This window comes from Sphaerisporangium sp. NPDC051011 (assembly GCF_040653595.1).
GTDB lineage: Bacteria > Actinomycetota > Actinomycetes > Streptosporangiales > Streptosporangiaceae > Sphaerisporangium.
The window spans coordinates 122,947-144,030 of record NZ_JBFAGG010000005.1 but is presented as its reverse complement, the minus strand read 5'-3'; the positions used below and the strand labels follow the sequence as shown (position 1 = coordinate 144,030).

Annotated in this window: 21 protein-coding genes; 13 read left to right on the top strand and 8 right to left on the bottom strand. The window is 71.3% G+C overall.

Annotated features, from left to right (window positions below; translation table 11 throughout):
• Nucleotides 1–108: 108 nt before the first annotated feature.
• The 3 genes from AB0H21_RS13535 to AB0H21_RS13525 all read right to left on the bottom strand — a co-directional run bounded on the left by AB0H21_RS13535 (nucleotide 109) and on the right by AB0H21_RS13525 (nucleotide 2,753).
• On the bottom strand, nucleotides 109–249 hold the full coding sequence (locus AB0H21_RS13535) for a hypothetical protein (RefSeq protein ID WP_358515783.1): 141 nt from the start codon (nucleotides 247–249) through the stop codon (nucleotides 109–111).
• Nucleotides 250–611: 362 nt separating this feature from the next.
• Nucleotides 612–1,301, bottom strand: a complete 690-nt coding sequence (locus AB0H21_RS13530; RefSeq protein ID WP_358515781.1) for a DUF4230 domain-containing protein — start codon at nucleotides 1,299–1,301, stop codon at nucleotides 612–614.
• A gap of 87 nt (nucleotides 1,302–1,388) precedes the next feature.
• Nucleotides 1,389–2,753: a hypothetical protein gene (locus tag AB0H21_RS13525; RefSeq protein WP_358515779.1), complete on the bottom strand. Its 1,365-nt coding sequence runs from the start codon at nucleotides 2,751–2,753 to the stop codon at nucleotides 1,389–1,391.
• Nucleotides 2,754–3,128: 375 nt separating this feature from the next.
• On the opposite strand from AB0H21_RS13525, the gene AB0H21_RS13520 reads away from it, so the two are divergent.
• A complete protein-coding gene (locus AB0H21_RS13520) occupies nucleotides 3,129–3,677 on the top strand; it encodes a MarR family transcriptional regulator (RefSeq protein WP_358516544.1) in 549 nt (182 codons plus the stop codon).
• 71 nt (nucleotides 3,678–3,748) lie between these two features.
• On the opposite strand, the gene AB0H21_RS13515 is transcribed toward AB0H21_RS13520, so the two are convergent.
• Complete coding sequence (locus AB0H21_RS13515) at nucleotides 3,749–5,470, bottom strand: S8 family serine peptidase (RefSeq protein WP_358515776.1); 1,722 nt, start codon at nucleotides 5,468–5,470, stop codon at nucleotides 3,749–3,751.
• Nucleotides 5,471–5,687: 217 nt separating this feature from the next.
• On the opposite strand from AB0H21_RS13515, the gene AB0H21_RS13510 reads away from it, so the two are divergent.
• Together AB0H21_RS13510 and AB0H21_RS13505 are read left to right on the top strand one after the other, a co-directional pair.
• Nucleotides 5,688–6,644 carry a tetratricopeptide repeat protein gene (locus AB0H21_RS13510; RefSeq protein WP_358515774.1) on the top strand — a complete coding sequence of 319 codons (957 nt, stop codon included), beginning with the start codon at nucleotides 5,688–5,690 and terminating at the stop codon, nucleotides 6,642–6,644.
• Between the two features lie 241 nt (nucleotides 6,645–6,885).
• Nucleotides 6,886–8,295 carry an NAD-dependent malic enzyme gene (locus AB0H21_RS13505; protein WP_358515771.1) on the top strand — a complete coding sequence of 470 codons (1,410 nt, stop codon included), beginning with the start codon at nucleotides 6,886–6,888 and terminating at the stop codon, nucleotides 8,293–8,295.
• A gap of 27 nt (nucleotides 8,296–8,322) precedes the next feature.
• Here AB0H21_RS13505 and AB0H21_RS13500 read toward each other — a convergent pair whose 3' ends face one another.
• A complete protein-coding gene (locus tag AB0H21_RS13500; protein WP_358515768.1) occupies nucleotides 8,323–9,018 on the bottom strand; it encodes a hypothetical protein in 696 nt (231 codons plus the stop codon).
• 184 nt (nucleotides 9,019–9,202) lie between these two features.
• Between AB0H21_RS13500 and AB0H21_RS13495 the strand changes: the two genes are divergently transcribed.
• Nucleotides 9,203–9,781, top strand: a complete 579-nt coding sequence (locus tag AB0H21_RS13495; RefSeq protein WP_358515765.1) for a YqgE/AlgH family protein — start codon at nucleotides 9,203–9,205, stop codon at nucleotides 9,779–9,781.
• Here the strand turns inward: AB0H21_RS13495 and AB0H21_RS13490 are convergent.
• Nucleotides 9,724–10,386, bottom strand: a complete 663-nt coding sequence (locus tag AB0H21_RS13490; RefSeq protein WP_358515762.1) for a TetR family transcriptional regulator — start codon at nucleotides 10,384–10,386, stop codon at nucleotides 9,724–9,726. The two genes, AB0H21_RS13495 and AB0H21_RS13490, sit on opposite strands and share 58 nt — an antisense overlap.
• 137 nt (nucleotides 10,387–10,523) lie before the next feature.
• Between AB0H21_RS13490 and AB0H21_RS13485 the strand changes: the two genes are divergently transcribed.
• The 6 genes from AB0H21_RS13485 to AB0H21_RS13460 all read left to right on the top strand — a co-directional run bounded on the left by AB0H21_RS13485 (nucleotide 10,524) and on the right by AB0H21_RS13460 (nucleotide 17,474).
• Nucleotides 10,524–12,095 carry a DHA2 family efflux MFS transporter permease subunit gene (locus AB0H21_RS13485; protein ID WP_358515759.1) on the top strand — a complete coding sequence of 524 codons (1,572 nt, stop codon included), beginning with the start codon at nucleotides 10,524–10,526 and terminating at the stop codon, nucleotides 12,093–12,095.
• Nucleotides 12,096–12,391: 296 nt separating this feature from the next.
• Complete coding sequence (locus AB0H21_RS13480; protein ID WP_358515757.1) at nucleotides 12,392–12,646, top strand: DUF3039 domain-containing protein; 255 nt, start codon at nucleotides 12,392–12,394, stop codon at nucleotides 12,644–12,646.
• A 175-nt stretch (nucleotides 12,647–12,821) separates the two neighbouring features.
• Nucleotides 12,822–13,706 carry a zinc metalloprotease gene (locus AB0H21_RS13475; RefSeq protein WP_358515754.1) on the top strand — a complete coding sequence of 295 codons (885 nt, stop codon included), beginning with the start codon at nucleotides 12,822–12,824 and terminating at the stop codon, nucleotides 13,704–13,706.
• A 207-nt stretch (nucleotides 13,707–13,913) separates the two neighbouring features.
• Nucleotides 13,914–14,612, top strand: coding sequence for a hypothetical protein (locus AB0H21_RS13470; RefSeq protein ID WP_358515751.1), 699 nt, complete (start codon nucleotides 13,914–13,916; stop codon nucleotides 14,610–14,612).
• Between the two features lie 237 nt (nucleotides 14,613–14,849).
• The gene (locus AB0H21_RS13465) at nucleotides 14,850–16,607 is read left to right on the top strand and encodes a DEAD/DEAH box helicase (protein ID WP_358515749.1); all 1,758 of its coding nucleotides are present in this window, start codon (nucleotides 14,850–14,852) and stop codon (nucleotides 16,605–16,607) included.
• 36 nt (nucleotides 16,608–16,643) lie between these two features.
• The gene (locus AB0H21_RS13460) at nucleotides 16,644–17,474 is read left to right on the top strand and encodes a hypothetical protein (RefSeq protein ID WP_358515746.1); all 831 of its coding nucleotides are present in this window, start codon (nucleotides 16,644–16,646) and stop codon (nucleotides 17,472–17,474) included.
• 17 nt (nucleotides 17,475–17,491) lie between these two features.
• On the opposite strand, the gene AB0H21_RS13455 is transcribed toward AB0H21_RS13460, so the two are convergent.
• Together AB0H21_RS13455 and AB0H21_RS13450 are read right to left on the bottom strand one after the other, a co-directional pair.
• Nucleotides 17,492–18,157: an isochorismatase family protein gene (locus AB0H21_RS13455; protein ID WP_358515743.1), complete on the bottom strand. Its 666-nt coding sequence runs from the start codon at nucleotides 18,155–18,157 to the stop codon at nucleotides 17,492–17,494.
• A gap of 114 nt (nucleotides 18,158–18,271) precedes the next feature.
• Nucleotides 18,272–19,555 carry a nicotinate phosphoribosyltransferase gene (locus AB0H21_RS13450; protein WP_358515740.1) on the bottom strand — a complete coding sequence of 428 codons (1,284 nt, stop codon included), beginning with the start codon at nucleotides 19,553–19,555 and terminating at the stop codon, nucleotides 18,272–18,274.
• Between the two features lie 45 nt (nucleotides 19,556–19,600).
• On the opposite strand from AB0H21_RS13450, the gene clpS reads away from it, so the two are divergent.
• Genes clpS through AB0H21_RS13435 form a run of 3 tightly spaced genes read left to right on the top strand, consistent with a single transcriptional unit; the run spans nucleotide 19,601 to nucleotide 20,835 of the window.
• Entirely contained in the window at nucleotides 19,601–19,891 is a 291-nt protein-coding gene (gene clpS / locus AB0H21_RS13445) for an ATP-dependent Clp protease adapter ClpS (protein WP_358515737.1), read from the top strand.
• Complete coding sequence (locus tag AB0H21_RS13440; RefSeq protein ID WP_358515734.1) at nucleotides 19,888–20,415, top strand: DUF2017 domain-containing protein; 528 nt, start codon at nucleotides 19,888–19,890, stop codon at nucleotides 20,413–20,415. Before clpS ends, AB0H21_RS13440 begins: the two co-directional genes overlap by 4 nt.
• Nucleotides 20,416–20,424: 9 nt before the next feature.
• Nucleotides 20,425–20,835, top strand: coding sequence for a M67 family metallopeptidase (locus tag AB0H21_RS13435; RefSeq protein WP_358515731.1), 411 nt, complete (start codon nucleotides 20,425–20,427; stop codon nucleotides 20,833–20,835).
• Nucleotides 20,836–21,084: the final 249 nt, after the last annotated feature.

Sequence of the window (21,084 nt, the reverse complement as noted above, 5' to 3'; positions counted from 1 at the left end):
CCGGACCGGCACATCTCACGGTTTCTCACGTTTCCCGGGCGGGTGCGGACGCCCGCCCGGGGCCGTGGCCTGGGCCCGCGGCAGGGCACAGGCGGGTTCAGCCGGGGTTCATGCGCGGGGGAAACGCTCCGGCGGCACGATTCCCTCGATCTCCACGAGAAGGTCGTCCCGGCAGATGTCGACGTTCACGTAGGCGATGGCCGCGTGCGGCGAGAACGCGCCCGAGCAGGCGCGCCGGACCGCCTCCATGTCCCCGTCGTGTTTGACGCAGGCTTTCACGGGGCCGAGGTCGTGATCTCGGCCCGGTCCTTGAGCATTCGAAGCAAGGCGGCGAACTGTTCGGCTTCGCCTCGTCGCGCCATGAAGCCCTCGCATTTCGGGGGTGGAGCCGTCACCGGACCCGGCGGGCATTTCACGGGCGTCCCATCCCTATCCCACCAGGGCGGCAAAGGTGCAGCTCACGATGAATAGCGGCATCCCATCTCATCTCAACCCAAATCATGCCAGTAGTCGGATTTCGCTGAAAACCTGACATCTGCCTGGACCTCCGGAAACATCCGGCAGGAGAAAGCGCTCCCCGAACGGGGGATCCTTCGGAATCCCCCGGCGGCTCAGGGCTCGTCGGCGTACTTCACCGTCACCTTGGTGAAGCCGAGGGACTTGAGCATGCCCTCGAGCATCAGCTTGGTGTTCTGGTCGGCGCGGGCGCGCAGGTCACTGGCCTGGGCGGCCTCGGCGATCTTGCGTTCGGCCAGGACGTACAGCTCCTGCTGGTTCTGCGGGGAGCTGGACAGCAGCTCCTGGACGCGGTCGAGCAGCCCGCGCTGCTGGGCGTAGACGTAGGACCTCTCGTTGTTCAGGTTCGTCTTCTCCAACTGCGCGCGCGGCAGCCGCACGGTGACCTCGGTGCGGTCGGGGGAGACGGTGATCGCGTCCTTGGGCAGGCCCGAGAAGTCGACGTAGGCGTCCACGCTGCCCGCGCCGACGAACAGCGTGCGCGAGCCCTTGATGGCGTCGGGAAGGAACGCGGCGTCCTTCTCCAGGTCGACGATGACCTGGAAGTCGCCGCTGGCGGCCTGGAACCGGCTCATGTTCTGGATCGACTGGAGCAGGACCGGCTGGCTGCGGTCGACGGTCGTCTCGCCGAACGGGTTGAGGTACGACCAGGTGAGCCGGGCTCCCACGACCAGGAGCACCAGCACCACGAGCACGCCGGCGAGGAGGCGCCAGCCACGCCGGCGGCGGCGCTCGACCGGCTCGGCCGGCGGCGCCGTCTGGGGGGTCGGCATCGGGCGGTTCACGACCCGTCTCCTTCCCGAGATGAGGCCTTTCTCACATCATGTGCGGCCGCTCCTCGGGAGCGCGGCCCCCGCCACGCCGGCGGCCTCTCACTTGGGGAAGGCCGCCGGCTGCGGGGAGGCCGGGGCGGGCATCGTCGGGTACGGCGAACCGGGCACGGGCGACTGGCCCGGATAGCCCGGCACGACCCGCGCACGCGGCCGGGAAGCCGTCCCGGCCCCGGGCGCCACGTGGTGGACGGCGATCTGCCCCGCCCCGCCTCCACCGAAATGGGACGCCTTCAGCCCGCACGTGGCGAAGTCGGTGTAGAACATGCGCAGCCAGTCGCGGCGCTGGCTCTCGGCCAGGCCGGAGAACCACGTGGCCGCCGCCTGGTGACCCGGCAGCGGTCCGCTCGGCAGCGGCTCCGCGCGTAGCCAGGCCGTCACGATCGCGCGGTACCCGGCGGCGCGGGCGGTGCCGCACGGACGTACCAGCCGCTCGACGAACTCGGCCGCCGCCCGCGCGGCGAACCCCGGGGTCAGGTCGTCGACGTAGACGGGCACCACGCCCGGCCCCGGCGGGGCGGTGTCCGCGCGGGAGCGCTGCTCGACCCGCGAGAACGCCCCCGGCGTGCCCGTCAGGCGGGCGGCCACGGTCGTGAACGCCGCGCCCAGCTCGGTCAGACCGCCGGCCATCCCGGGATGGACGCAGACGGTGATGGGCCATTCCTGACAGGTGTAGACCATCGGCTCGCTCGCGGCCACGGCCTGCGGCTCGCCCAGCAGTCGCGCCATGCCCGTGCCCGCCGCCAGCACGGCCAGCATCGCGCCGGCCAGCGTCAGCGCGCGCCCGGTCACGGCGGCGGCCCACGCCAGCAGCAGGGCGACGGTGAGCCCGACCAGCCAGAGCGTCTGGTTGGCGAAGGCCCCGGGGCTCAACCCCTCGAACGGGTCGTACGGCTCGGACAGTGCGGGCGCGAGCCTGGCGCCCCAGGACGACCCCTGCGGCAGCGCCGTCAGCAGGCCGTACGCACCCACCCCGGCCAGCGGCGGGGTGACCGGCCAAGGCAGCGCCCACCCGGCGACCCATCCGGTCACCGTGTACAGCGCGAGCCCGGCGGCGCCCACCGCCAGGCCCGTGGGCGCCAGATGGCCCGCCTGCTCGGTCAGGACGGCCTTCATCGCCAGCAGCGTGACGGTGGCCCCGAAGGACCCCACCACGACGCCCAGGATCGCCAGCGGCGCTCTGAGCACCTGCCAGGCGCCCGGCACGCGGCGCGGCGCCGCCCGGCGCCTGCGCACGGCGATCCAGGCCGCGAAGGCCGCCGCGACCGGTCCCGTCAGCCGCAGCGAGCCGATGACCGCGACGACGATGTTCTCCCACGCGGATATTCCGGGTACGAGGACGCTCCACGCCGCGAGCAGGCCCAGCGCGAGCAGTATCCCTACCGCCGCAAGCGCGCTGTGCTTCAACTCTTCGCGTGAAACGCCCCTCTGCTCAAGCACGGCCTCGCGCGGACCGGACGACCGGCCGCGCTGCCCGTGCGCTCATGTTGTTCATACAAGCACCCCCCGTGCCTGGATGAGCGACGCGTGCGCCGGTGCCGGCCCCTTGGCACCTTTCGCCCGGTCGGTCCCCGCCACGCCGGACGTCCACGGGCTCGTCTTACCGTGCCTCGCGTCGCCGACGCGGTTTTCCCCGTTTTGGACCGGGCTTTGCCGCGTCTCACCTCTTGACATGCACACCATAACGGAGCGTGATGTTTGGCGTCCCGGTTCTTGGGTAACCCATGAACTCAGTCACCCAGTGTCAGTGGTCCACGCAGGCGCTAGCGTAGCGTTGTGTCCATCGGTGTACCGAAGCCGCTCAATCTGCCATTCGACCCCATCGAACGCGCCGCCGAGTCCTGGCGCGTCCATTTCGGGCCGTCATCCGCCATGGCGGCCGTAACATCGATCATGAGAGCGCACCAGATCCTGCTGAGGCAACTGGACACGCTGCTCAGACCGCACGACTTGACGTTCGCCCGCTACGAGGCGCTCGTGCTGCTCACGTTCAGCCGCACGGGCGCGCTGCCCCTGTCGCGCATCGGCGAGCGCCTGATGGTGCACCCGACGAGCGTGACCAACACCGTCGACCGCCTGGAGCGCGCCGGGCTCGTCCGCCGCATGCGCAACCCCAGGGACGGGCGCGGGGTGCTCGCCGAGATCACCGAGAAGGGGCGCGAGCTCGTCACCCGGGCGACCGCCGACCTGATGGCGGCCGACTTCTGCATGACGATGTACGGCGAGTCCGACCTGGCCGAGATGTTCGGCATGCTGCGCACGATCAGGGTGGCGGCGGGCGACTTCGAGCCACCCGGAGACGAGTCCGGGCCGGACCACCGGAGGCGATGAGCCCCGGTCGTCCGGCCCGGTCGTTACCGCTGTGCGCGGGCCCGGTCAGTCGGCCTGGTCAGTCGGCCCGGCTAGTGTCCGACGGCGCGCAGGGCGTCGACGATGCCCCTGCCGTAGAAGCCGTTGGACGCCTGGGTGCCCTCACAGGTGTGCGTGGCGGTCACCGTCTGCCCGCTCGGCAGGATGCGGGTGTAGGTGAAGGCGGGCGGGTTCGGGCAGGCCGTCTTGGTGGCCGTGCCCTTCAGGATCGCCTCCACCACGTCCGGAGCCAGGGTCTTGCCGCCGTTGCGCCAGTCGCGGTACCCGTACTTGCTGACGATCAGCGCCGCGACCCCGGTCGCGCGCGGCGAGGCCATGGAGGTGCCCTGCAGGTACTGGTAGTAAGCGCAGGTGCCGCTGTTGCAGTCCTTCACCACGTAGTTCACCGTCGGGTCGCCGTTCTCGTCGATCTCACCGTTGGCGAGGGCGAGAGACTTCGGATAGGCCGACAGCGTCGCCTTGGTGACGTCCCGCGTGTTGCCCGGCGTGTCGTAGACGTCACCGCCGGGTGAGGCCACGTCGACGAATCCGTTGCCGTAGCTGGAGTAGTACGACTTGCGCTTGCTGATTCCGGTCGAGGAGACCGAGATCACGTGCTCGCCCTCGGTCGGCATCGAGGAGCAGCTCGACGGGATCGTGCGCGAGTACGGCGCCTGGCCGGGCACGCCGGCGAAGTCGGGGCTCGAGGCGTCGGTGTTGGTCTTGGTGTAGTCGATCGCCTGGTTGCCCGCGGCGGCGACCAGCGTGACGCCGTGCCGGTGGGCGTAGTCCAGCGCGCGCTGGGTCGCCTTGATGATGGTCGCCTGCTCGGCGCGGTCGGCAGGGGAGTCCGCCGGGTTGTCGACGCAGTTGAACAGCCACGGGTCGATGTAGTAGCTCATGTTGACCACGTCGACGCCGATGTCGCCGGCGTAGGTCAGCGCGTCCACGCTGGGCTGGAGGAAGAAGTAGCCCGAGTCCTGGCCGGCCCGCAGGTTCACCAGCGTGACCTTGGGTGCCACACCGGAGACGCCGAGATTGTTGATCGGGGAGGCGATCGAGGACGCGACGTGCGTCCCGTGGCCGTTCTCGTCCACGTCGTTCGGGTCGTTGCAGGACTGGTCCGGCTCGTCCTCACAGGGGCCGTCGACCACGTCGCCGTTGGCGTCGTAGGGGATGTCGACCGTGAAGTTGCGGCTGAGCGCCCGGTTGAAGTTGGGCGCGATGTCGGGGTGCGAGCCGTCGATCCCGGTGTCGATCACACCGACCAGGACCTTCGGGTCGCCCTGCTCGTACTTGTGCGCCTCCTCGGCGTGGATCTGCTTCATGTCCCACTGCAGATCCGACAGCGGCTCGGCCTTGACCGAGCGCCCGAACTTGAGCGGGCCGCCATCGCCCCGGCCGGCCTTCTCGACCGCCTGGGACTGGATGGCCGCCTGGGTGTTCGCCGCCAGCCTGGCGGTCTTCGGGACGCTGCCGATGACACGGTCGTGGGCGACGCCCTCGATGGCGCCGTTACCGGTGAGCGCCGAGGCGAAGCCCGGGTTCGCCGTCGTCACGGTGGCCAGGCCCACGGCCTTGTTCACCTTGACGACGGTGCCACCCGCGGCCTCTATCGCCTTCTGGGCGTCCGCCGCAGTGGCGCCGTCTTTGTAAAGAACGACGTACTGGGTCGTTGCCGCGGGCTCGGCCGTCGTTGGGACGGCCTGCGCCGGGACCGCCACTGTCGCGGCGATCACGGCGGCAGCGGCGGAGACGACGATGACGCGTTTCACACCCACCTCCACGTGAGCTGAATTCATGCCGTGCCCATCGTTGGTGATATTCGCGCCACACGACAGTTCCGAGAGATTTCTGCGACAAAGGCGTGACATTCGGTGGCTGTCCTCCCGCCGTCCCCAGCCGTCCCCCGGCGCGCGGTCGTCCCTCCGGCGCGGCCCCGCCGCCCCCGTGGCGACCCTGAGCACACGCGGGATACGGCAGGATTGGACTATGAGCCCAGCGGACTTCACTCGACCGGCCTCGCTGCAGGGGGCCGTGGACCTCGGTGCCCGCAAGCAGGCACTGGAAGCCCAGGCCCGCCGTGAGGCGGCGGCGGCGCAGGCCGCGGCGGGCGGAGGTCCCGCCCAGCCTCCCGTCGGCGCGGCCGTCATCGACGTCACCGATGAGACCTTCGCCACAGACGTGATCGAGCGCTCCATGCGCACGCCGGTCGTCCTCGACCTCTGGGCCACCTGGTGTGAGCCCTGCAAGCAGCTCAGCCCGATCCTCGAGAAGCTCGCCGCCGAGGCGGGGGGCCGGTGGGTGCTCGCCAAGGTCGACGTCGACAAGAGCCCCCAGATCAGCGGCGCCCTCCAGGTGCAGAGCATCCCGACCGTCCTCGCCGTCTTCCAGGGGCAGGCCGTCACGGGCTTCCAGGGCGCGCTTCCCGAGGCGCAGGTGCGCCAGTGGCTCGACCAGCTCATGACCGCCCTCGCGCAGTACCTGCCGCCGCCCGGCGAGGCGCCGGAGGGCCAGGAGGCGCCGCAGTTCGCAGCCGACCCCGACCTGCTGGCCGCCGAGAATGCCATCGAGCAGGGCGATCTCGACGCAGCCGCGGCGGCCTACGAGCGGCTGCTCGCGCGGTCCCCGGCCGACCCCGACGCCAAGATCGGCCTCGCGGGCGTCGGCCTCGTGCGTCGCACCCAGGGCCTCGACCCCGCGGCCGTCCTGACCCGCGCCGCCGGGAACCCCGCCGACGTCGAGGCCCACACCCAGGCCGCCGACGTCGAGATCCTCGGCGGCAAGGTGGACGAGGCGTTCGAGCGGCTCGTCCAGCTCGTCCGCCGCACCTCCGGCGACGACCGCGACCGCGCCCGCCGCCACCTGCTCGGCCTGTTCGACGCCCTGCCCGCGGACGACCCCTCGGTCGCCAAGGCGCGCCGGGCCCTCGCCAACGCCCTCTACTGAGGCGCCGCCGCTCCCGCGCGGCGCCCTTCTCCTCTGGAGGGCGTCGCTCGCGGGCGGCCGGGGCCCCGGGTCACCACCCCTAGGGCTCGGGCCACGTCCCGCGAGAGGCGGAAGCGCCCGGCCGCGTCTGGCACGATGGATACCCCCGGATGCAGGTCTCCCAGGGGAACAGGCGAGCCGGATGCGCGACACCGGGCACCCGAGCACGCGGATCAGCAGTACCGCAAAGGAGCGGATACCCGTGGCCACCGTGCCGAGCGTCTCTTACTCGATCACCGTCCGACTCGAGGTTCCGGCGGGCGGCAAGGCCGTCAGCCAGCTCACTCACGCAGTGGAGAACGCGGGCGGTGTGGTCACCGCCCTCGACGTGACCAACGCCGGTCACGAGAAGCTTCGCATCGACGTCACCTGCGCCGCCAAGGACACCGACCACGCGCAGGCCATCGTCGACAGCCTCGACGCGGTCGAGGGCGTCGTCCTGCACAAGGTCAGCGACCGCACGTTCCTGATGCACCTCGGCGGCAAGATCGAGATGCAGTCCAAGGTGCCGCTGCGCAACCGTGACGAGCTGTCGATGGCCTACACGCCCGGCGTCGCGCGGGTGTCGCTGGCCATCGCCCGCAACCCCGAGGACGCCCGCCGGCTGACCATCAAACGCAACACCGTCGCCGTGGTCACCGACGGCTCGGCGGTGCTCGGCCTCGGCAACATCGGCCCCGCGGCGGCGCTGCCGGTCATGGAGGGCAAGGCCGCGCTGTTCAAGCGCTTCGCGGGCATCGACGCCTGGCCCATCTGCCTGGACACCCAGGACGTCGACACGATCGTCGAGATCGTCCGGGCCATCGCCCCCGGGTTCGGCGGCATCAACCTGGAGGACATCTCGGCGCCGCGCTGCTTCGAGATCGAGCGCCGGCTGCGCGAGCTGCTGGACATCCCGGTCTTCCACGACGACCAGCACGGCACCGCCATCTGCGTGCTGGCCGCCCTGACCAACGCGCTGCGCGTCGTCGGCAAGTCCCTGCCGGAGGTGCGCATCGCCATGGCGGGCGCCGGGGCCGCGGGCACCGCCGTGCTGCGCCTGCTGCTCGCCGCCGGGGCGCGCAACGTCGTCGTCTGCGACTACGTCGGCGCGGTCCACCTCGGCCGCGACGACCTGGACGCGTCGCTGCGCTGGATCGCCGAGAACACCAACGCCGACGGGTACGGCGGCGACCTGCGGGGCGCGGTGAAGGGCGCGGACGTCTTCATCGGCGTCTCGGCCCCCGGCATCCTGAACGGCGACGACATCGCCACCATGGCCGACAAGGCCGTGGTGTTCGCGCTGGCCAACCCCGAGCCCGAGGTCTCGCCCGACGACGCGCGCGAGCACGCCGCCGTGGTCGCGACGGGCCGCTCCGACTACCCCAACCAGATCAACAACGTGCTGGCCTTCCCGGGCGTCTTCCGCGGACTGCTGGACGCGCAGTCGCGCACGGTGACCGAGGCCATGCTGCTCGCCGCCGCCAACGCCCTGGCCAACGTCGTGTCGGTGGAGGAGCTCGGGCCGAACTACATCATCCCCAGCGTCTTCAACCCGGACGTGGCGACCACCGTGGCGGCGGCTGTCCGGGAGTCGGCGGGCGGCAAGGCCCGCGGCTTCACCGAGGCGTAGACCCGCCTCGCCGAGGCGTTGACCGTCTCATCGAGGCGTGGACCGGCGGGAGGCGTACATCGGGCGGGGCCGTATGAGCGGCTCCGCGGGGACGCGGCGCGGCCACACCAGGGCCACCCACCACAGCATTCCGCCGAAGACGATCAGGCCGGTGGCCGTGGCCACCTTGCCCCAGAAGTCGGCGGGCGGCCCGGTGTACGGCAGGCGGCCGTACGGCTGGCGGATCAGCGGGTTGTAGCGGTGGGAGCGCACGCTCTCGGCGCGCCCGCCGCCTCGCGCGTCGTCGGAGCTCTCTTCGCTCTCGCTGTAGACCGACTCGCGGTACTCGCCGTACGACTCCTCTTGAGTCTCGCAGCGGGACCAGACCTGGTAGCGCGTGGTGCCCTGCCCGGCGAGGGTGACCCCGATGCGCTCGGTGGAGCGCGGCTCGACGTAGACGGGGATGGTGCGCTGGACGCCCGGCCAGAGCAGGCCGTTGCGCACGAGCGTGTCGCCGCGGTAGACGGAGTATTCGACGGTGCCGTGGTCGCGCGGCGCGGTCATCACGACGTTCGCCTTGCTGGAGGGGCACTCGACCCGGGAGACGTTGACGTCGACCCGGCCGTCGCGCGGGTCGCGTCTCCCGCCCTCGTCGCCGATGCCGGCGGCATGGGAGGTGCGCGCGGCGGGGACGCCCACGGCCACGCCCACCGCCATGAGCGCCACGAGTATGAGGCGGTTCATGTGGGCTCTCCCTCTCGGCCACTGCCGTCTGGTTGGGGCGGTTTGCGCGAAACAGGCTCCTCCATCACCAGGATCTGACACGGAGAGTGCCCGCTCGCGCACCCAAAGTAACATGTCCGCGCCCGTGTGGCCGAGTGGCTGGGGGTAGGCGCGCATTAGGGGCATCACGCGTCATGATGGATGCATGGCGGAGGCGATCTACGTCGGCGGGCTGCTGGTGGCGACGCCACTGCTGGACGACCCGAACTTCCGGCGCGGCGTCGTGCTGGTCCTCGAACACGACGAGGACGGCGGGACCCTCGGCGTGATGCTCAACCGGCCGAGCGAGGTCACGGTGAACCAGGTGCTCCCGTCCTGGGACCCGCTGGTCAGCGGACCGCCGGTGCTGTTCGAGGGCGGGCCGGTGCAGACCGACAGCGCGCTCGCGCTGGCCTCGGTGCCGAGCGGCCAGGAGCCGCTCGGGTGGCGCAGGCTCCACGCCGGGGTCTCGGCGGTGTCCAAGCTCGGCACGGTGGACCTGGACGCCCCTCCCGAGATCCTCGCGGGTGAGATAACCCAGATGCGCATCTTCGCCGGGTACGCCGGATGGACGGCGGGCCAACTCGAGGCCGAGATCCGCGAGGGGTCCTGGTACGTCGTGGAGGCGGAGCCGGGCGACACGTTCGACTCGCGTCCGGCCGACCTGTGGCGGGCGGTGCTGCGGCGTCAGCCCGGGGAGTTGGCCTTCGTGGCGACCTGCCCGGACGACCCCAAGCTGAACTGACACCAGCCGGGGTCCAGCGCCTGCTCGACGAGCGACAGGACGCTCTCCATCTTGCCGAGCAGCTCGGCCAGTGAAGTGGTGGCCTCGACGGGGCACTCGGAGCCGACGCGGATCGCCGCCGTGATGAACGCCACCAGCAGCCGCGGGCGCTGGTCGATCTCGGGGTCGGTGCCCTGGCGCCGGGCGATCTCGGCGGTGAGCTTCTTCTCGGTCTCGGCCATGCGGGCGAAGCTCGCGGCCATCAGGTGCGGGTTGCCCTCGATCACGCGCCGCTGCCGGACGAACCGGGCGGGGTCCTCGGCCGCGCCGGCCTCCAGCGCGTGGATGAACGTGCGGTAGGCGTTGGTCAGGGCCTGGAACGGCGGTTCGTCCTCGGGGCGCGCGGCGAGTGCCGTGGTGATCAGCTCGTCGTACTCGACCGTGTAGTCGAGCGCCAGGTCCTCCTTGCTGCCGAAGTAGCGGAAGAAGGTGCGCGGCGAGACGTCCACCGCCGCGGCGATCTGATCGACGGTGGTAGACTCGAACCCTTGTTCGAGGAATAGCTCGAAGGCGGCATCGCACAACGCGAGCCGGGTCCGATGCTTCTTGCGCTCCCTTAGACCCACCCCAGATGCCTCCTCGAAATATTTACTTCATATACTGCCATAAGTCATCATCTGTCGCATAAAAGCGTTTGTCATCTGTCATCGACTGACATAAATTACCGGTCGTTGACTACTAGTCGAATCAGGGGGACATCTTCATGGCTCAAGCGCTGGCCGCGCGCCCCGACGCGCCGGCCCGTCGCGGCCACGGCCATCCGTGGCTGACGTTGCTGGCGGTCGCGCTCGGCGTGATCATGGTGATGCTCGACGGCACCGTCGTCTCCATCGCCAACCCGGTGATCGGCAAGGAGCTGGGAGCGTCGCTCTCGGACCTCCAGTGGATCACCAGCGGATACCTGCTCGCCCTCGCCGTCTTCCTCATCACGGCGGGCAAGCTCGGCGACCTGTTCGGGCACAAGTCCGTCTTCCTCGTGGGCATCGCCGGCTTCGCCCTCGCCTCGCTGGCCATCGGCCTCAGCTCCTCCATCGGCATGCTCATCGCGCTGCGCGTCCTCCAGGGCCTGTTCGGCGCGCTGCTCCAGCCGGCCGCGCTCGCGCTGCTGCGCGCGGCGTTCCCGGCCGAGAAGCTCGGCATGGCGATCGGCATCTGGGGAGCCACGATCGGCATGTCCAGCGCGGCGGGCCCCATCGTCGGCGGCCTGCTCGTCGAGAACGTGAGCTGGCAGTCGGTCTTCTTCATCAACGTGCCGGTCGGCGTCGTCGCGCTGATCGTCGCCTTCTGGGTGATCAAGGAGAACAGGGCCGGGTCCCTGTCCAAGATCGACTGGCTGGGCGTGGTGCTGCTGTCCGGCGCCATGTTCTGCCTGGTGTGGGCCATCATCAAGGCACCGGGCTACGGGTGGGGCGACCCCAAGACGCTCGGGTTCCTCGCCGGGGCGATCGTGCTGGGGGCGCTGTTCGTCTTCTGGCAGACCCGCGCGAGCGAGCCGCTGCTGCCCCTCGGCCTGTTCAGCAACGCGTCGGTTTCCATCGGCACGGCCCTGATGGTGCTCATGGCGTTCTCGATGTTCGGCGCGATGTTCTTCCTCACGTTCTACTTCCAGGGCGTGCACGGCCTGTCCCCGCTGGAGTCGGGCATGCGCATGCTCCCGATGAGCGCCGGCATGATGGTCGCCTCACCGCTGGCCGGCGTCCTGCTGAGCAAGTTCGGGCCGAAGATCCCCATCGCCGTCGGCATGCTGATCACCGCCGTCTCGATGTTCCTGCTCTCCCGTCTCGGTCTGGAGGCCGGCTACATCGACACCGCGATCCCGTTCGCGCTCCTCGCCTTCGGCCTGTCGCCCGTCATGGTCGGCGCCACCGAGGTCATCGTCGGCAACTCGCCGGAGTCGCTCAGCGGCGTCGCCGGAGGCATGCAGCAGTCGGCCATGCAGGTCGGCGGCTCGCTCGGCACGGCCGTCCTCGGCGCGCTCATCACCGCCAAGGTCGCGGAGGTCCTGCCCGGCCACCTCTCCGCCGTGAAGATCCCCGCCACCGCGGCGCAGGTCGACGCGATGAGCAGCGCGGTCGCCCTCGGCGTCGCCCCCGTGCCCCCCGGCAGCCCCAAGCCGATCGCGGACGCCCTGACCCAGGCCGCCCATCTGTCCTTCCTCGACGGCATGCACTTCGGTTTCGGCGTTTCCGTGGTCGTGGCCGTGCTCGCCGCCGCCCTGGCCCTCTTCGTCCGTGCCGGCCGCAAGGTCGAGGACGCGCCCGTCCACGTGGGCTGAGTTGTGCCTAAGGCCGCGCCTCCTGCATGGCGCGTTCGGGGCGCCCCCTCAGGCGCCCCGAACCGTGCCTATGGCCGCGCCTTCGGCACGGCGGTCCGGGGCGCCCCGTAGGCGGCGTTCTTCCGTCGTCACTCGGAAGGGGTTCGTTCCTCACCCCTTCCTCCCTCCTCCTCCAGAACACCGCCGCGCCCCGAACGGCCTATGGCCTCGCTTGGCTCGGCGGGTTCGGGGTGCCGGGCCCCGGACAGATCTTGGTTGACGGAGCGAGACTCCGAACCACCCAATAAACTCGGTTCGTGAGCACGAAGATCCTGCCTGAGAGCGATGTACGGCCGAACCTCTCGCATGGTGACGAGGGGGACCACGAGCGGTTCTCGCACTACGCCGACAAGAACAAGATCACCGAGAGCATGGTGACCGGCGTTCCGATCCGGGCGCTCTGCGGCAAGGTCTGGGTGCCGAGCCGTGATCCCAAGAAGTACCCGGTCTGCCCGGAGTGCAAGGAGATCTACGAGGGCCTGCCCAAGGGCGGCGAGCCCGGCGGCTCCTGAGGGTGCCGCGCCTGGGCTCGCGGGTCTCCAAGGGAGGGTCGCTCCTCGGCTCGTGCGTCTCCGACGGAGTGTTGCTCCCCGGTGATCGCGCGGAGTGCGGCTAGCGTCAGCACTCTGACCTGCGACGACGGGGGAGTGCATGGTGCGGCGCGCGGTGGCCGTGTCTTTGGCGTCCGTGGTTTCCTTCGTGTGCCTCGGCACACAGGGCGGCCCCTCCGGCCCCGCCCGGGCGGACGCCGCGCGTTCATGCGAACGCACCCGGGCGCCCGGGGCCGGGACACAGCGGGACGAGCCGTACTCCCTGAACGCCGCCGACGCCGCACGGATGCTCGCCGGCATGCGCCGCCGCCTGGGGTCCCTGCCCGGCCCGCCCCGGCGGCGGCCCCCCACGACGACGACGGTTCCCCTGTGGGTCCACGTGATCACCGACGGGCGCGAGGGCGTCCCGGACACCGCGATCGGGCCGCAGGTCGAGACGCTCAACGCCGCGTACGGCGGGCGGCTCGGCGGCGTGGACACCGGCATCAGGTTCGAGTTGCGCGGCGTCACCCACACCGACAACCCGGTCTGGTTCCGCAAACCGCTGCTCAGCGAGAACGCCATGAAGCAGCGTCTGCACAGGGGCGGCCCCGAGACCCTCAACCTCTACATCGCCCAGCTCGGTGAGCTCGTGCTCGGGTACGCGACCTACCCGCACTGGTACGCCGGACGCCCCGCCAACGACGGCGTGGTCATCGACTGGCGCAGCCTGCCCGGGGGTTCCATGCGGGACTTCTCGAAGGGGTACACGGCCGTCCACGAGATCGGCCACTGGCTCGGCCTGCTGCACACGTTCGAGAACGGGTGCTCCCCGCCCGGCGACTCCGTCGACGACACCCCTCCCGAGGCGACGCCCACGCAGGGCTGCCCCGTGCAGAAGGACACCTGCCCCGACCCGGGCGAGGATCCGATCCACAACTTCATGGACTACGCCCACGACCGCTGCATGTCCCAGTTCACCGCCGGCCAGGCGGCCCGCATGCGCGACATGTGGTCCGCCTACCGCGCCTCCGCCACGTGATCCCTTCGGGGCCTGAAGGGGCGCCCCGAACCGCCGTGCCGGGGGCGCGGCCATAGGCATGTTCGGGGCGCGGCGGTGTTCTGGAGGGCGGAAGAACGCCGCCTAAAAGGGCGCCCAGAACCGCCGTGCCGGAGGCTCGGCAATAAACACGGCGTTGACGGAGGGGCGGGCTCGGTGGCGATACTCAGAGCACCGGGAGGAGGCGGCGTGGAGGAACAGCGCACGGGACGACGGCCGTACGGCGATCCGGCATGGGCCCCGCCGGAGCCGGAACAGGAGGAGGGCTTACCGCCCTCGGCCCGCGTGTACGGCAGGCCCGCGCCGCCGTCGCGGGTCGCGGTGCCCGCGTGGGCCAGGCGCGCGGCGCTGCTCGCCGTCGCGGTGGTGGCGGGCACGGCGCTGGTGGCCGGTCTGGTCGCCGTCATCACGAGCGCCGTCCGCTCACCCGAGGCGCCCTCGGCAGTGGCGGACACGACGGCGGGCGTCACCTACCCGTTGCCGAAGGGGTGGACCCGCGGGGCGATCCCGCCGGTCACCGGATTCACCTCCGTCGCGGCCCTGCCGGACACCGCGCTGGTGATGGCCAGGCCCGGCGGCGCGGCCGACTCCGTGGCCGTTCTCGGGCCCCGTCAGGCCGCGATCGGGCTCGCGGACCTGTACGGGCGGCTGCTGCTGCGCGGGGACACCATGGAGGTCGTCGACGACCGGTGGATGAGCGTCGGCGCGTACACGGGCCATTCACGGGCGCTTCGCGCGACGTACACCGATGTCGTCAACCGGCCGTCGTACCTGCGGGTGACACTTCTCACCAAGGACGACAAGAGCGTGATCGTCGTCGGCCTCGCCCAGCCGGACGACCCGGGGCGGCGGGCCGAGATCGACGCCGTGGTCAACGGGCTCAGGTAGCTCGCCTGGCCGGGTGGGGCGGCGTCGGCCCCACGGGGCGGCAGGGGTCGCGGACGCGAGAATACCACGTGGGCGCAGCCGGACACCGGGCGGCGATTCCGCGGGCGTCGGCGCGTTTGTCGGTCGGCCCCACTAGGGTGGCTTCACTGTGAGGGACCGACACGAGCGCGACGTCAAGATCACAAACGGGGGCGAGGGCCCGGCCGGCCGCCGGAGCCGTCTGAGGAGGAGGTCGGCGTGAGCTCGTTTGCCGCGTCCCATCTGTCACCTTCGTATCCCGACCGCGCCGCGTGGGGCACCGCGCCCAAGCTCCGCGCGTGGCAGCAGGAGGCGCTCGACCTCTACTTCCGGCGCGAGCCGCGTGACTTCCTCACGGTCGCCACGCCGGGCGCGGGCAAGACGACGTACGCGCTGCGCATCGCCAGCGAGCTCCTCGCCCGGGGCACCGTCCAGCGGGTGACGATCGTCACGCCCACCGAGCACCTCAAGCGCCAGTGGGCCGACGCCGCCGGCCGGGTGGGCATCGCCATCGACCCGGAGTTCAAGAACAGCCAGGGCGCCACCTCGCGCGACTACATGGGCGTGGCGGTCACCTACGCCCAGGTGTCCATGCACCCCGCGCTCCACCGCTCCCGCACCGAGTACCGCCGGACCCTCGTCATCTTCGACGAGATCCACCACGCGGGCGACGCCAAGTCTTGGGGCGACGGCGTGCGCGAGGCGTTCGAGCCCGCCGCCAGGCGCCTGGCCCTCACCGGCACGCCGTTCCGGTCGGACACCAACCCCATTCCGTTCGTCACCTACGCCGAGGACGGCGAGGGGGTGCGGCGCAGCGTCTCCGACTACTCCTACGGCTACGCCCCGGCGCTGGCCGACGGCGTCGTCCGTCCCGTGATCTTCCTGGCGTACGCCGGCGAGATGCGGTGGCGCACCCGCGCGGGCGACGAGATCACCGCCACCCTCGGCACCCCCCTCACCAAGGACCAGCTCGGGCAGGCCTGGCGGGCCGCGCTCGACCCGAAGGGCGACTGGATCCGCCAGGTTCTGCGCGCGGCCGACCGGCGGCTCGCCGAGGTCCGCCGGGGCGTGCCCGACGCCGGGGCCATGGTCATCGCCACCGACCACGAGACCGCCCGCGCGTACGCCAAGCACCTGCGGGCGATCACCGGCGAGGGCGCCACGATCGTGCTCTCCGACGATCCCGGCGCCTCGGACAAGATCAAGCAGTTCAGCGCCTCGGACGAACGCTGGCTGGTCGCGGTCCGCATGGTGTCCGAGGGCGTCGACATCCCCCGGCTGGCCGTGGGCGTCTACGCCACCAGCGTGTCCACGCCGCTGTTCTTCGCCCAGGCCGTGGGGCGCTTCGTCCGGGCGCGCAAGCGGGGAGAGACCGCCTCGGTGTTCCTGCCCTCCGTGCCCACCCTGATGGGGCTGGCGGGCGAGATGGAGGCCGAGCGCGACCACGTCCTCGACCGCAAGCTCCCCGAGGAAGGCCTCGACGATTTCCTGGTCGAGGAGGCCCAGCAGAAGAAGGATAATCCCGACGTCCTCGGCGACGAGCTGCCGTTCGAGACGGTCGAGGCGTCGGCCACCTTCGACCGCGTCCTGTTCGACGGCGGCGAGTTCGGCACGGCCGCCGCGCCCGGCTCTCCCGAGGAGGAGGACTTCCTGGGCCTTCCCGGGCTGCTGGAGCCCGACCAGGTGGCGGTCCTGCTCCGCAAGCACCAGGCCGAGCAGCAGGCCGCCAAGCGGCGCCAGGCGGCCGAACCCCGGCCGGAGCCCGCCCTGAGCCCGCACGAGGAGATCGCGGCCCTGCGCAAGGAGCTCAACGGTCTCGTCGGCGCCTGGAACCACCGCACCGGCCAGCCGCACGGCGTCATCCACGCCGAGCTTCGCCGCACCTGCGGCGGCCCCGCCATCGCGCAGGCCACCGCCGAGCAGATCCGCCAGCGCATCGAAACCATCCGCAAGTGGGCCAACCAGCGCTCGCGCTAAGCTCGTGCGTCCCGGCCCAGGCAGGAAGATCGATCGATGCCCTCCTTCGACAGCGCGCGTGACCGCTTCCGGCTGAGCCCGGCTCACCTCGGGGTGCTGGGCTGCCTGTACGAAGGGGTGCCGGTCACCGCCGACCTGCTGGGCGCCCGCGACGAGCTGTGGGCGGCGGGGCTCCTCGGCGACATGGGCGAGGTCATCCCCGAGCTGGCCACCCTCGCCGACGTGATCGCCGAGCCGCTCGTGCTGGTCCAGGTCGAGATCACGGGCAGTGAGGGGCCGACCAGCCACGGCGCGGTCATCGGGCACCATGCCTGTTACGTGTTCGAGGGATGGCCCGGCGAGGCGGAGTCGGAGTACGTGCCCACCGACCTCGGCGCGCTGGTGTGGTCGCTGGCGCGGGTGGTCGGCCTGCGCGACCGGGGGGTCAAGCCTCCGGTCGCCCCCGTCGTGACCACGAGGGTCGCCGCCATGGACGCCGGGTTCGCCGCGCTCGCCCGTATGGACCCCACCCGCGTCCAGGAGACCGCCGCGCTGTTACGTGCGGTGCTGGCCGCCGAGGACGATCTGACCGAGCCCGAGCTGACGATCTTCACCCATCTGTTGCTGCAGCTCAACGCCAACTGGCGGATGACCGCGGCGTGGCCCAACCGGGACGGATCGGGCACGGAGGTCCGCGGCATCACCGTGCTGGACTGCGGCCCTCTCGGCTACTGGCTGTGCGAGAGCCTCGCCGAGCCGATGATGCCGGGGACGTTGACCCCCGACGGCGACCTGCGGCTGATCTTCGTCGAGGTCCAGCGCGTGTGGGAGCTCATCGCGAGCCTCCTGCCCGACCCCGAGGAACTGCCGGTTCCCGCCGAGGTGTGACGCCGCGGCCGGCGCGGTCAGGGGGTCGCGAGCACCGGGGCGCCGGTGAGGTGGACCCCTGCGGCCCTGAGCTCGGCGAGGGCGGCTTCGGTGGTCTGGGGCGCGACGCCGGCGGTCAGGTCGAGCAGGACGCGGACGGTGAAGCCGTTCCTCACGGCGTCGAGGGCGGTGGCGCGCACGCAGTGGTCGGTGGCGATGCCCACGACGTCCACGTGTTCCACGCCGCGCGAGCGCAGCCATTCGGCCAGCCCCGTGCCGTCCTCGCCGTGTCCCTCGAAGCCGCTGTAGGCGGCGCTGTGGCGGCCTTTGCTGAAGACCTCCTCGATGGGGGAGGTGTCGAGGGCGGGGTGGAACCCGGCGCCGGGGGTGCCGACCACGCAGTGGGCGGGCCAGCTGTGGACGTAGTCGGGGTGCTCGGCGAAGTGGGCCCCGGGGTCGACGTGGTAGTCGCGGGTGGCCACCACGTGCGCGTACGGCTCGGCGGCGGCGTGCGGGCCGATCGCCGCCGCCACCCCGGCGCCGCCCGCGACGGCCAGGCTGCCGCCCTCGCAGAAGTCGTTCTGCACGTCGACGATGATCAGCGCCGTGTTCGCCGTGTTCGCCGTGTTCGCCGGGCCGTCCGGGGTCGTCCCGCCCGCCGGGTTCTCGACATCCACGGGGTTCTCGCGGTTCTCCGGGTTCATGGTCGGCCTCGTTTCGGTCGCGTGGCCGGGGACGCGCCGCCCCGGCCACCGGGGGATCAAAGGGGATATGTCGGGAAGTCCAGCGACAAGGGAGACTGCGGTCCGCGAGGGCGGCTAGGAGAAGACGGTGGGGATCACCGGGTCGCCGTGGGAGAGCTGCCGGGCCGGCACGGGCAGCTCGTTCACCGAGGCCCGGTGGCGTTCCCTGGCGGCGTCCAGCGGCTCACGCCCGACGATCTCGCCCCCGCGAACCAGCTCGTGCAGCAGCGGCCGGGCCCCCGCCGGGGCGGGCGCGTCGGCGGAGGTGACCAGCTCGGCGACGGCGGTTCCGTCCTCCAGGGCCCGGAACGCGTTCTTGCCGCCGCCCCGGCTCGGCTTGCCGACCGACTTCTTGGCCACCGGCTGGAGCACGCCGTCGGCGTCCTCGCGGGCGACCAGCTTGTACACCATGGCCGCCGTCGGCACGCCCGAGCCGGTGACGACCGAGGTCCCGACACCGTACCCGTCGACCGGCGCGGCGGCGAGGGCGGCGATGGAGTACTCGTCCAGGTCGCTGGTGACCACGATGCGGGTGCGCGTCGCGCCGAGCGAGTCGAGCATCTCCCGCACCTCGTGCGCGGCCACGGCGAGGTCGCCGGAGTCGATGCGGACCGCCCCGAGCGCCGGCCCGGCCAGCTCCACCGCCGTGCGCACGGCCTTGGCGACGTCGTAGGTGTCGATCAGCAGCGTCGTCTCCGCCCCGAGGGAGTCGATCTGCGCCTGGAAGGCGTCGTACTCCGAGTCGTGCAGGAGCGTGAACGCGTGGGCGGCGGTGCCGGCCGTCGGCACGCCGTAGACGCTGCCGGCCATGAGGTTGGAGGTGGAGGAGAAGCCCGCGAGGTAGGCGGCCCTGGCCGAGGCGACGGCGGCGGCCTCGTGGGTGCGCCGGGAGCCGAACTCGATGATCGGCCGCGAGCCGGCGGCCCCCACCATGCGGGAGGCCGCCGACGCGATGGCCGAGTCGTGGTTGAGGATGGAGAGGATCACCGTCTCCAGCAGCCCCGCCTCGGCGAACGTTCCGTCCACGACCATGATCGGCGAGCCGGGGAAGTAGCACTCGCCCTCGCGGTAGCCGCGGACGTCGCCCGAGAAGCGGTAGGACGCCAGGAAGGCGAGGGTCTCGTCGTTGACGACGCGGTTCTCGCGCAGGTACGCCAGCTCGGCGTCGCCGAAGCGGAAGCCGGCGAGGGCGTCCAGCACGCGCCCGGTGCCCGCGACGACCCCGTACCGGCGGCCGCCGGGAAGGTGGCGGGCGAAGACCTCGAAGACCGCGCGCCTGTGGGCCGCACCGCTGGCCAATGCCGCCTGCAGCATCGTCAGCTCATAGTGATCGGTAAGCAACGCGCTGCTCATCCCCATCTTCACAAGTCGAAGACTACGACCGGGGTAGGGCAGGATGGGAATGTGGGTAGTACCGCGCCGGCTGAGGTCGCACGTCCGTCGATGGACGTCCGGCCCGATTTCCCCTGGCTGACGATCGTCTGGAACGACCCGGTCAACCTGATGTCGTACGTGACGTACGTCTTCCAGACCGTCTTCGGCTACCCCCGTGAGAAGGCCGAGAAGCTCATGCTCGACGTGCACCACAAGGGCAGGGCCGTCGTGGCGAGCGGCACCCGCGAGGAGATGGAACGCGACGTGCAGATCTTGCACTCCTACGGCCTGTGGGCCACCGTCCAGCGGGATTCGGCGTGAGCACGGGCTTCAGCGCGGGCCTCGGCGGGGGCGTGACGATCTTCCTGGACGGCGGCGAGGCGTCGATCCTGCGCTCGCTGGTGTCGCAGGTCCTCGGCCTGGTGCAGCCCGGCTCCACCGGGCAGGACCCACTGGAGCGCGCGCTCGGCATCGGCGAGGCCGAGGAGCCCTCCGATCCGGTGCTCGCCCGCCTGTTCCCCTCCGCCTACGCCGACGACGAGAAGGCGTCGACGGAGTTCCGGCGCTACACCGAGGCCACGCTGCGCGAGGGCAAGCGCGCCGACGCCGAGACGCTGCTGGAGACCGCCGAGCAGGGTGAGGTTCGCCTCACCGCCGACCAGGCGCAGGCGTGGCTGCGCGCGCTGAACGACGTCCGGCTGGCCCTCGGCGTGCGCCTGGAGGTCACCGAGGAGATCCATGAAGAGCTGTCCGACATGTCCGAGGACGACCCGCGCTACCCGGCGTACGTGACCTACGACTGGCTGACCTACCTGCAGGACACACTGGTCCGCGCGCTTTGGTAACTTCCAGGCATGCTGACGATCTCACGGGAACTGGTCGACAAGATCATCGCCCACGCCTGGGCCGATCACCCGGACGAGGCGTGCGGGGTGATCGCGGGGCCGGTCGGCTCCGACCGTCCCGAGCGGTTCATTCCCATGGAGAACGCCGAGCGTTCGCCCACGTTCTACCGCTTCGACTCGATGGAGCAGTTCCGGGTGTGGCGCGAGATGGACGACCGTGACGAGGAGCCCGTGGTCGTCTACCACTCCCACACCGCCACCGAGGCATACCCCTCGCGCACCGACGTCTCCTACGCCTCCGAGCCGAACGCCCACTACGTGCTGGTGTCCACGGCCGACGCCGACGCGGTGCAGTTCCGTTCCTACCGGATCATCGACGGCGTCATCACCGAGGAGGACGTGAAGATCGTCCCCGCCTGAACGGTCCGCCGTCCGGCGCGGTTTCGGCCATCGGCGCGAACGCCCGGACGCTGTAGAGTTGGGAACATGCTGACGATTGACCCGGAGATCGGGAGCGCCAGGGTGCGCCCCGGGCCTTCGTCGCCCGTGCGGACGCACCTTTTCGGGCACACTCCCTGTGCCGTCGTCTACGACTGTTCCTGATCGCAGGAATCCCGTCCTCCCGACGCGTGTTCGCACCCGTTGGGCGCCCCCGCGACGACAAATGAC

Bases quoted from the DNA above. Each gene is read 5' to 3' on its own strand.
- AB0H21_RS13535 (WP_358515783.1), bottom strand. From the start codon at position 249: ATGGAGGCGGTCCGGCGCGCCTGCTCGGGCGCGTTCTCGCCGCACGCG.
- AB0H21_RS13510 (WP_358515774.1), top strand. From the start codon at position 5,688: ATGAGCCCAGCGGACTTCACTCGACCGGCCTCGCTGCAGGGGGCCGTG.
- AB0H21_RS13460 (WP_358515746.1), top strand. From the start codon at position 16,644: ATGCCCTCCTTCGACAGCGCGCGTGACCGCTTCCGGCTGAGCCCGGCT.
- AB0H21_RS13495 (WP_358515765.1), top strand. From the start codon at position 9,203: ATGGCGGAGGCGATCTACGTCGGCGGGCTGCTGGTGGCGACGCCACTG.
- AB0H21_RS13450 (WP_358515740.1), bottom strand. From the start codon at position 19,555: ATGGGGATGAGCAGCGCGTTGCTTACCGATCACTATGAGCTGACGATG.
- AB0H21_RS13500 (WP_358515768.1), bottom strand. From the start codon at position 9,018: ATGAACCGCCTCATACTCGTGGCGCTCATGGCGGTGGGCGTGGCCGTG.
- AB0H21_RS13455 (WP_358515743.1), bottom strand. From the start codon at position 18,157: ATGAACCCGGAGAACCGCGAGAACCCCGTGGATGTCGAGAACCCGGCG.
- AB0H21_RS13485 (WP_358515759.1), top strand. From the start codon at position 10,524: ATGGCTCAAGCGCTGGCCGCGCGCCCCGACGCGCCGGCCCGTCGCGGC.
- AB0H21_RS13435 (WP_358515731.1), top strand. From the start codon at position 20,425: ATGCTGACGATCTCACGGGAACTGGTCGACAAGATCATCGCCCACGCC.